9 protein-coding genes and 2 pseudogenes are annotated in these 9606 nt (G+C 74.4%); 6 read left to right on the top strand and 5 right to left on the bottom strand.

Going from position 1 to position 9606, the window contains the following annotated elements:
• On the top strand, nt 1-381 hold a 381-nt coding region (locus ACFW2E_RS26010; protein ID WP_384469490.1), incomplete at its 5' end, for a class II fructose-bisphosphate aldolase.
• A gap of 57 nt (nt 382-438) precedes the next feature.
• Here the strand turns inward: ACFW2E_RS26010 and ACFW2E_RS26015 are convergent.
• Complete coding sequence (locus ACFW2E_RS26015) at nt 439-1575, bottom strand: methyltransferase (protein ID WP_384469491.1); 1137 nt, start codon at nt 1573-1575, stop codon at nt 439-441.
• Between the two features lie 196 nt (nt 1576-1771).
• On the opposite strand from ACFW2E_RS26015, the pseudogene ACFW2E_RS26020 reads away from it, so the two are divergent.
• Nucleotides 1772-1911 (top strand): annotated as a pseudogene (locus ACFW2E_RS26020) (alpha-ketoglutarate-dependent dioxygenase AlkB); the annotation flags it as partial.
• 54 nt (nt 1912-1965) lie between these two features.
• The gene (locus ACFW2E_RS26025; protein ID WP_384469498.1) at nt 1966-3222 is read left to right on the top strand and encodes an ROK family protein; all 1257 of its coding nucleotides are present in this window, start codon (nt 1966-1968) and stop codon (nt 3220-3222) included.
• A 1-nt stretch (nt 3223) separates the two neighbouring features.
• Here ACFW2E_RS26025 and ACFW2E_RS26030 read toward each other — a convergent pair.
• From ACFW2E_RS26030 to ACFW2E_RS26045, 4 genes and pseudogenes are all read right to left on the bottom strand, one after another.
• Nucleotides 3224-4133 (bottom strand): annotated as a pseudogene (locus ACFW2E_RS26030) (phosphotriesterase).
• Entirely contained in the window at nt 4130-4714 is a 585-nt protein-coding gene (locus ACFW2E_RS26035; protein ID WP_384469492.1) for a DUF4865 family protein, read from the bottom strand. Before ACFW2E_RS26035 ends, ACFW2E_RS26030 begins: the two are co-directional and overlap by 4 nt.
• Nucleotides 4690-5154 carry a cupin domain-containing protein gene (locus ACFW2E_RS26040; protein ID WP_384469493.1) on the bottom strand — a complete coding sequence of 155 codons (465 nt, stop codon included), beginning with the start codon at nt 5152-5154 and terminating at the stop codon, nt 4690-4692. Before ACFW2E_RS26040 ends, ACFW2E_RS26035 begins: the two co-directional genes overlap by 25 nt.
• A 12-nt stretch (nt 5155-5166) precedes the next feature.
• Nucleotides 5167-5724, bottom strand: coding sequence for a TetR/AcrR family transcriptional regulator (locus ACFW2E_RS26045; RefSeq protein ID WP_384469494.1), 558 nt, complete (start codon nt 5722-5724; stop codon nt 5167-5169).
• A gap of 192 nt (nt 5725-5916) precedes the next feature.
• Between ACFW2E_RS26045 and ACFW2E_RS26050 the strand changes: the two genes are divergently transcribed.
• The 3 genes from ACFW2E_RS26050 to ACFW2E_RS26060 are packed head-to-tail and all read left to right on the top strand — an operon-like array spanning nt 5917 to nt 9520.
• Nucleotides 5917-6207, top strand: a complete 291-nt coding sequence (locus ACFW2E_RS26050) for an SHOCT domain-containing protein (protein WP_384469495.1) — start codon at nt 5917-5919, stop codon at nt 6205-6207.
• Nucleotides 6204-6962, top strand: a complete 759-nt coding sequence (locus ACFW2E_RS26055; protein WP_384469496.1) for an ABC transporter ATP-binding protein — start codon at nt 6204-6206, stop codon at nt 6960-6962. The genes ACFW2E_RS26050 and ACFW2E_RS26055 overlap by 4 nt, the downstream gene beginning before the upstream one ends.
• A complete protein-coding gene (locus ACFW2E_RS26060) occupies nt 6959-9520 on the top strand; it encodes an ABC transporter permease (RefSeq protein ID WP_384469497.1) in 2562 nt (853 codons plus the stop codon). Before ACFW2E_RS26055 ends, ACFW2E_RS26060 begins: the two co-directional genes overlap by 4 nt.
• The last annotated feature ends 86 nt before the right edge of the window (nt 9521-9606 follow it).

Here is a 9606-nt window from a genome sequence, read left to right on the forward strand (position 1 = left end):
GAGGCCCGCACCTTCCTCGCGGACACCGGAGTCGATGCCCTGGCCGTCGCCATCGGCAGCGTCCACGCCATGACCACCCGCACCGCCGCCCTCGACCACGAGCTCCTCGAGCGGCTGTCCGCCGCCCTGCCCCTGCCGCTCGTCCTGCACGGTTCCTCGGGGATACCGGACGACGGACTCGTCGCGGCCGTCGCGGGCGGCATCGCCAAGGTCAACGTCGGCACCGCCCTCAACATGGCGATGACCGGCGCGATCCGCGACTTCCTGGCCGCCCACCCGGAGGCGGTCGACTCGCGCAAATACCTCGCCGTCGGCCGGGAGGCGATGGCCCGTGAGGTGGAACGGATCATCCGCGTCCTCGCCGGGCCGGCCCCCCGGTGACCTCCGGCCCGGCAGGCGGCGGCCGACCCGCCTCCCGCCGGGCGCCGCCGTCCCGGGCTACTTCCGCTTGACCGCCTTCAGCACCACGAACTTCGGGTCGGAGGCCACCAGCCGGCTGTTGCCGAACAGCTGCCGCAGCTTCACGTGGTAGCCCAGGTGCCGGTTGCCGACCACCCACAGCTCACCGCCCGGCCGCAGCGCGCGCCGCGCCCCGGAGAACATCCGCCACGCCGTCGCGTCCGTCGTCGCCTGGTGCGAGTGGAACGGCGGATTGTTCAGGACGACGTCCACGCTTCCGGCCGGCACCCCGGCCAGCCCGTCCCCGACCCTGAACTCCGCGTGCCCGGGCACCCCGTTGGCCTTGTAGGTCGCCTCCGCCGACGCCACCGCCTGGAAGGACTCGTCCACGAACAGCACCTCGGCCTCGGGATCGGCCAGCGCCACAGCCGTACCGACGATCCCGTTGCCGCACCCCAGGTCCACCACCCGGCGCGGTCCCCGGTCGGTGGGCAGGTGCTGGAGGAAGAACCGGGTGCCGATGTCGAGGCGGTCGGCGCAGAACACGCCCGCGTGGTTGACGACGGTGCGGCCGGAGACCGTGCCGATCCCCTCCGGCAGGACGTACCTGTAGGGCCACGGGTTGGCGGCCCGCTCCGGCGACGGCGCCGGGGTGCAGAGGATCAGCCGGGCCTTCTGCCGGGCGAGCGAGGTCCGGGTCGGGCCGAGGATCTGCTCGAACAGCCGCAGCGTCGAGGTGTGGATCTCCTTGACCATCCCGGTCCCGACGACGACCGTGCCCTCGTGCACGGCGGGCGCCAGCCGCAGCAACTGGTCCTCCAGGAGCGCCAGGCTCTTCGGTACCCGCACCAGAAGTACGTCGACGCGGTCGGGCGGCGGATCCTGGGTGGTGAGGAGCCCCACGGCACCCGGTTCGACGCCGGCCCGCGCGAGGTTGGCCCGGGTCGCCTCCTGGCTGAGGTAGGAGTCGGTGATCTGCACCGGCCGGTGCTCCGACAGCGCCGTGACCAGCGCGCCCCAGCGGTCCCCGACGACCACGACCGTGCCGGACAGCGGGATCCGCTCCTCGGCCAGGTGCCGCAGCAGATACGCGTCGGAGGCGTCCCAGGCGCGCAGCCGGTCGCGCGGATCCTCGGGGAACCGGGACAGCTCGAACTCGCCCCACGGAGTCGTCATTCGGTCGTTCATCGTGCGTCCAGGCTAGCGGAGCCGCAGCTCAGGCCCGGTCGGGCAGGTCCCTCGGGGCAGGACGGGGGCATGGATGCGGAGCTGTTCCCCAGGGAGCGCGCCGAGATCGCCCCGGGTGCCGTGCACCTGCCCGACCGGCCCGACGCCGCGCCCGGGGGAGCCGCTCGCGGCCTGCCGGGAGTGGGAGCCGCACAGCGGCGACCTGTTCGTCTTCGGCGGCGCGTCCCGCCTCGCCCACCACGGGGTGCCCCGGGTGCACCCCGGCACGGCGCCCCCGCGCTGGGGCACACCGGGCGGTTGGACATCACCCTGGGGGTGAGTGGCCCCCAGATCGCGGCGCCGGCCGGAGTGGTTGCGGATCATGGGAGACTCACCCTCATGAGCGGCAAGGCGGACCCCCGGACGGCGGGGGAAGGGACCACCTCGAGGACGCGGCTGGACCGGGGGCGCGGTGCGCTGGGGCCCGCGCTGGAGCTCGTGCACACCGGACGCGCGCCGACCCGTGCCGTGCTCACCGCGGAACTGGGGGTCACCCGCGCGACGGCCGGCGCGGTGGCCGCGGAGCTGGAGGCACTGGGGCTGATCCGGGTGGACGCCAGGCCGGGCGCGGCGGCCGGCTCCCAGGGGCGGCCCTCGCACCGGCTGAAGGTCGCCGAGGACGGGCCCGTCGCGCTCGCCGCGCAGGTGCACGCCGACGGGTTCCGGGCGGCGCTGGTCGGCCTGGGTGGCCGGATCGTGGCGACCGCTCCGGGCTGCGGGACCGTGGACGCCGACCCGGCCGAGGTGCTGGGCTCGGTGGTGGAGGCGGGCGCCGAGCTCCTCCGTACGACCGGCCGCCGCTGCGTGGGTGCCGGGCTCGCCGTGCCGTCCGCCGTCGCCGAACCCGACGGCCTGGCCCTCAACCCCCTCCACCTCGACTGGCCGGTGGGCGCGCCGGTGCGCCGCATCTTCGCGGAGTGCGTACAGGCGGCCGGGATCCCCGGTCCCGCGTTCGCGGGCAACGACGTCAACCTCGCCGCGCTCGCCGAGCACCGGCACGGGGCGGGCCGGGGTGCCCGGGACCTGCTCTGTGTGGCCACCGGGCACCGGGGTGTCGGCGGCGCCCTGGTGCTGGACGGCCGTCTGCACACGGGCAGTTCGGGCCTGGCGCTGGAGGTCGGCCACCTCACGGTGAACCCCGAGGGCCGCCCCTGCCACTGCGGCGGCCGCGGCTGCCTGGACGTCGAGGCGGACCCGCTGGCGCTGCTCAGCGAGGCGGGCCGCGCCCCGGGCCCCGAGGTGTCCCTGCTCAAGCAGGCCGACGACCTGCTGCGCAACCACTACCACGACCCGACCGTCCGCATCGCCGCCGAGGCCCTGATCGACCGCCTGGGCCTGGGCCTCGCGGGACTGGTGAACATCCTCAACCCCGACCGCATCATCCTCGGCGGCCTGCACCGCACCCTGCTCGAGGTCGACCCCGAACGGCTCCGCGCGGTCGTCGCCGACCGCAGCCTGTGGGGCCAGAGCGGCGGCGTCCCCATCGACGCCTGCACCCTGGACCACAACAGCCTGGTAGGCGCGGCGGAACTGGCCTGGCAGCCGGTGCTGGACGATCCTCTGGGGGCGCTGACGCAGGGGTCCGACCGCCGGTGACTCACCGCCACGCGGTGGCGAGGGCACGGGCCGGATCGGCCGTCAGGACGCGGTCCACCAACTCCGCGCCCAGCACTGCTTCGAGCGTGGACGCACCCGGCGCAGCAGGTACGGCATACCGGGCCCGCCGTCGACCGACCGGACCCCGGCGACCACGGTGTCCCCGCCGAGCAGCAGCCGGTGACCGGACCCGGACTCCGCCAGGGCCCGTACGGCGTCCGGCATCCGCCGGTCGGTGGCGTGACGGGCGCGCGAGGGGCCGTCGAAGGCCGGCCGGCAGCCCGACTCGGTGGCCTGGCGGTGGACGACGAGGCCGGGGGAGCGGTTGAGGTGACCGAGGATCACCGGGTCCGGTGGTACGTCCAACGCGCCGCACAGCAGGTCGAGTACGTCGAGCGCGCCGGTGCCCGACTCCAGGTGGACGGTGACGGGCGCGCCCGTCGCGCGGTGGGCCTCGGCCGCGGCGGCCATCGTCCAGCGGGCGTGCACGTCGAGGGCGTGGAAACCGCCCGCCACCTCGACCGGTTCCCGCGCGCACGCCCGAGGCGCCGATGCCCTCGGTCGGCTCGGTGACGAAGACCTCAGCCAGCCTCCCGCGGCAGCCGGTCGAGCAACTCCGGTGCGCGGTGCGCCGCCCGGTGCAGCCCCGTCGCGCAGACCAGGTGAACTCCCGTCGCCCGGGACGGCGACGGCAGGGCCGCGGCTTGGGGACCCATCCCGTGCGGCGTCCACTGGACGACGGCCGACCCGCCGGCGGTCCGGAACGCCGCCGGTTCGGCCCGCGCGGCGTCGGCGTCGTCCAGTTCCCGACCCGGCAGCCGGGGGCCGCGCAGGACGAGATGGTCGTGGGCGTCGCACACGCCCAGTTCCCCGGGCCGCAGGTCGCCGGGCACCGTGCGGACGGAACTCACCACTGCCGCCCGCGCGGCAGCAGGCCCCGGCCGGGCGCGGACATGTGCAGCACCTCGAACACGTCCCCCTCGGCCTTGGGCGTGTCGTGCTCCCAGAGGGAGAAATGGACCAGTTCCCAGTGGCGCGTGTCCACGGCGGCCGCCGCCAGCACGGCGCCGTCCTCCCGGGCCACTTGCCCGGTCTCGCGCACGGCCTCGTCCATCAGGCCGGCGAGCGCGGCGCCGTCGGGCACCGGCTCGTGCCGCCGCACCGCGAACGCGGCGGGCGAACCCGCGGCGCTTCCCTCCTCGTAGGCCAGCCCCGACCACTGCCGTGCCTCGGGCCGGCCGAAGTCGTCGACCAGCCCTTGGAAGGCGCCTCCCCACAGGAAGCGGTTCATGCCCGCCATGGTGTGCCAGAGGTAGAACGGCGCGTACTGGTTCACCGGCGAGCCGTGCACACCGCGCTCGCGCAGCAGGTACGTCTTGAAGCCGAGACCGTCCCAGTCGTCGAGCAGATGCCCCACGCGGGCCACGCGGCGGCGGACGATGCCCATGTCGTAATCGGCGGGGAGGGTCAACTCGTACTGCAGGGCGTGCATGTGGGAAGTCCTTCCGCGGGTGGAGGAGCCGGGCGGGGCCGGTCAGGCGGGGTGGTGTCCTCGGCGCACACGTGCGCGCCCCACTCGGTCGTCGTACCGGCCTGTGCGGCCTCGACGACCGCGAGGTGGGTCATGAAGGTGCGGGGCCCTGCGCCGTGCCAGTGCCACTCGTCCGGTTCGATCCACACGGTGTCGCCCGCGCGGATCGTCTCCGTGGCACCGCCCCTGCGCCGGACCAGGCCCTCGCCCTGAGGGACGTGCAGCACCTGTCCGTGCGGGTGCCGGCGCCAGGCGGTGCGGGCGCCGGGAGCGAAGTGGACGCTGAACATCCGCAGCCGGGACGGTGCGGCGGGCGCGGCGACCTCGTCGAGCCAGACCGTGCCGGTGAAGTTCCCGGCCGCACCCGGCACGCTGTCGGGCCGCCTTCTGGTGATGTGCACGTGCGCGTACTCCTATCGGGGTGCGAGAAGGGAGAGCAGTCCCCGCACTCCCGCGTCGAAGGCGGCGGGGGAGCCGGAGGCGCGGGCCAGGACGTAACCGCCCTGCAGCGTCGCGAGGACGGCGGCGGCGATCTCCTCGCTGTCGAGGTCCGGCGCGAACTGCCCCTGTTCCCTGCCCTCTTCGACGATTCCGGCGATCCGGTGGAGGATCCACGCGATGGTCTCGTCGACCGGCGCGCGCAGCTCGTCGCTGGCGATCACGTCCGGGTCCATCGTCAGCCGGCCGACCGGGCAGCCGCGCAGCACCTCGCGCTCGCGCAGCAGGTACGCCTCGATGCGCTCGTACGGCGTTCCCGGCCCGCCGAGTACTCCCTCGGCGGTAGCCCGCAACTCCTCGGCGGTGCGCCGGATGGCGGCCAGGGCCAGGTCCGGCTTGCCCTTGAAGTGGTGGTACATGCTTCCCTGGCCCGCGCCCGCGCGCTCCAGGACGGCCTTCGGGCTGGTGCCCACGTACCCGCGCTCCCACAGCAGCTCGCGGGTGGACTCGATCAGTCGCTCCGAGGTGCTCATGCGCATACTGTACATACTAGTAGTTACAGACTCCACCCGTTCGGCCCGCAACCGGGGGAGGACCCGCCCCGCGCCCGCGTACTCCCGGGGAGGTACACCCACTGCCGCTGGCCGTACGACGACCCGGACCCCTCCGCGGAGCCAGTCTCGATGCATCACCACCACACGCTTCCGCACAGGAGATGAACCGAGATGCAGACCCTGGCGCACTGGGACGGCGGCCCCGGCCCGTGGATCCTGTTCTTCCCGCTGATCTGGGCGGTCGTCCTGGCCGGCGCCGTGACCGTCCTGCGGCGCACGGTCCGGCGCGGACGCGGCGGGCCGTGGCGCCCCATGGACGCCTGGCGTCCGGCGGGAGACTCGCCGATCGCGATCCTCGGCCGGCGCTTCGCCACCGGCGAGATCGACGAGGACGAGTACTGGCGGCGGCTGTCCGTCCTGGACGAGCAGTTCGGCCGCGCGGGCAAGGGCGGTGTGGCATGACCACCACGACCACCATGACCTCCGCCCGCACGGCCGCCCGGGTCGTCGGCGCCGTGAAGGTGTACGGGCGAGGCGACACCGCGGTACGCGCCCTGGACGGCGTCGACGTGGACTTCCCCGGCGGACGCTTCACCGCGATCATGGGACCCTCGGGATCCGGCAAGTCCACCCTGATGCACTGCGCGGCCGGACTCGACACACTCACCTCCGGCGCCGCCTACATCGGCGACACCGACCTCGGCTCCCTCGACGACCGGCGCCTGACCCTGCTGCGCCGCGACCGCGTCGGCTTCGTCTTCCAGGCGTTCAACCTGGTGCCGACGCTGACCGTCGAGGAGAACATCACCCTGCCGCTGGACCTGGCGGGCAGCCGGGGCGACGCGGAGTGGATCGACGCGCTGGTCGACGTCGTCGGCCTGCGCGACCGGCTGCACCACCGCCCGTCCGAGCTCTCCGGCGGCCAGCAGCAGCGCGTCGCCGTGGCACGGGCGTTCGCCGGGCGCCCCGACGTGGTCTTCGCCGACGAGCCGACCGGCAACCTGGACTCGCGCTCCGGCGAGGAGGTCCTCGGCCTCCTCGGCTCGGCCGTACGCGCGATGGGCCGCACGGTCGTCATGGTCACCCACGACCCGGTCGCCGCCGCCCACGCCGACGAGGTCGTCTTCCTCGCGGACGGACGCCTGGTGGACCGTATGGAGGCCCCGACCGCCGACAAGGTCCTGGACCGCATGAAGGCCTTCGAGGTGAGGGCATGAACGCCTCCGTACGACTGAGCCTGTCCTCCCTGCGCGCCCACCGGCGCCGCTTCGCCGGTACCTTCCTGGCGGTGTTCCTCGGTGTCGCCTTCCTGGCGGGGACCCTGGTCATGGGCGACACCCTGCGCGCGAGCTTCGGCTCCATGTTCGGCGAGGCGACCAGCGGCACGGACGCGGTGGTGCGCGGCGCCGACGCCATCACGACACCCGGCGGGGCCCAGGGAGTGCGCCGGCCGGTGGACATCTCGCTGGTGCGGACCGTCGAGAAGGTTCCCGGAGTCGTGGCCGCCGCACCGGACATCCAGGGCGCGGGCCAGCTGGTCGGCGCCGACGGCAAGCCCGTCGGCGGCCAGGGACCGCCCACCCTCGCCGGCAACTGGATCACCGATCCCGACCTGAACCCGTACCGGCTCTCCGAGGGCCGTGCCCCGGTGAGGTCCGGCGAGGTCGTGGTGAACCGCGGCGCCGCCAAGAAGGGGCACCTGAAGGTCGGTGACACGACGACGCTCCGCACGCCCGACCCGGTGAAGGTGACGATCGTCGGCCTCGCCACCTTCGGCGGCCAGGACGGCATGGCACAGGTGACCTTCACCGGCATGACCCAGGCCGACGCCGAGAAGTACCTCACCGCCCGGCCCGGCGAGGCGTCGGGCATCGCGGTGCGGGCCGGGCCGGGCGTGGACCAGAGGGAACTCGTCGACCGGCTGACTCCCGTGCTGCCCAAGGGGGTCGAGGCCATCACGGGCCAGGAGTCGGCGCGGGAGAACACCGACATGGTCTCCAGCCAGTTCCTGACGATCTTCACTGCCTTCCTTCTCGTGTTCTCCGGCGTCGCCCTGCTGGTCGCGACCTTCTCCATCCACAACACGTTCGCGATCGTCGTGGCCCAACGCACTCGTGAGAACGCCCTGTTGCGTGCCCTCGGCGCCTCCCGCCGGCAGGTGACCGCGGCGACCCTGGTCGAGGCGAGCGCCGTCGCCTTGACGGCCACCGCCGCCGGGCTCGCGGGCGGCATCGGGATCGCCGCCGGGCTGCAGGCGCTGTTCCCGGCCATCGGATTCCCCTTCCCCGGAGGCGACTTGGTGATCAAGGCCATGTCGCTGGTGCTGCCGCTCGTGGTCGGTGTCGTGGTCTGCCTGGGCTCGGCGCTGATGCCCGCGGTACGGGCCGGACGCACCGCCCCGCTGGCCGCGCTGCGCGAGACGGCCGTCGACTCCTCCGGCGCCTCCCGCTTGCGCGCGGTCACCGGCACGGCCCTGGCCGCCTTGGCGGTCGCGCTGGCGCTCACCGGTGTCCTCGTCTCGCCGTCCGTGTGGCCGGCGGGACTCGGTGCCGGCCTGGCCCTGGTCGCCTTCGTGGTCCTCGGCCCGGTCGCCTCCTCCACCGCCGTACGGCTCCTGGGCAGCCCCCTGGACCGGCTGCGCGGCGTCACCGGGTCCCTCGCCCGGCGCAACGCCCTGCGCAGCCCCCGGCGGACCGCCGCCACCGCGAGCGCGCTGATGATCGGTGTCGCCGTCGTCTCACTGTTCACGGTGTTCGGGGCCTCGCTCAAGGCGACGATGGACCAGACCGTGTCACGGTCCTTCGCGGGCGACGTCGCCATCAGCACCCCGTCCTTCGGGGCGGGCGGCAGCGGGCTCAGCCCCCGGCTGGCCCCGGCCGTGCAGCGGCTGCCCGAGGTGGCCACCGCCGTCGGACTCGGCCGCGGCGTCGCGGAGGTCGACGGCAAGGGGCGGGCGCTGACCGTCACCGACCCGGCCGCGCTCGCCCGCACGTTCGACCTCGGCACCGTCCAGGGCGACCTGCGCGACCTCGGTCCCGACGGCATCGCCGTCACCCGGAAGGAGGCCGACCGGCAGGGTCTGCGCACCGGCGGCACCGCCCGGCTCACCTTCACCGACGGCCGGACGCGGAACTTCACCGTCCGCGCGGTCTACGGCCAGTCCGAACTCGCGGGTGACTACGTCATCACGCGCGCGGCCTGGGCCCCGCACCGCACACAGGACTCCGACACCCTGGTGGCCGTGTCCTTCAAGGACGGTGTGAGCACGGCGGCGGGCAAGGCCGCGGTGGAGAAGGTCGCCGCCCGCTACGGCAACCCCGAGGTGCAGACCCGCGACGAGTACGCGCAGTCGTCGGCCGCGGGCATCGACATGATGCTCACCCTCGTCTACGCGCTGCTCGCCCTGGCGGTGTTCATCGCCCTGCTCGGCATCGCCAACACCCTGACGCTGGCCGTCCACGAACGCACCCGGGAACTCGGTCTGCTCCGGGCCGTGGGCCAGACCCGGTCCCAGCTGCGGGCCATGGTCCGCTGGGAGTCGGTCCTGGTCGCCGCCTTCGGTACGGCCGGCGGGCTCGGCCTCGGCGCCTTCCTCGGCTGGGTGCTGGTCAAGGCGTCCGACGGCGCCGCCGACAGCGCCTTCGCCTTCGCGATCCCGCCCGGGCGGCTCGCGGTGGTGGCGCTCGTCGGCCTGGCGGCCGGAGCCCTCGCGGGTCTGCGCCCGGCCCGGCGGGCAGCCCGGCTGGACGTACTGCGGGCCATCGCCACCGAGTGACACGCCGGCACCGCTGCCCCGGCCGCCGTACGGGCCGCCCGTAGCATCCGTCCCTACGGGCGAACCGTACGGGCGGGCCGTACAGG

This window comes from Streptomyces sp. NPDC058964, assembly GCF_042741275.1.
Taxonomy (GTDB): Bacteria; Actinomycetota; Actinomycetes; order Streptomycetales; family Streptomycetaceae; genus Streptomyces.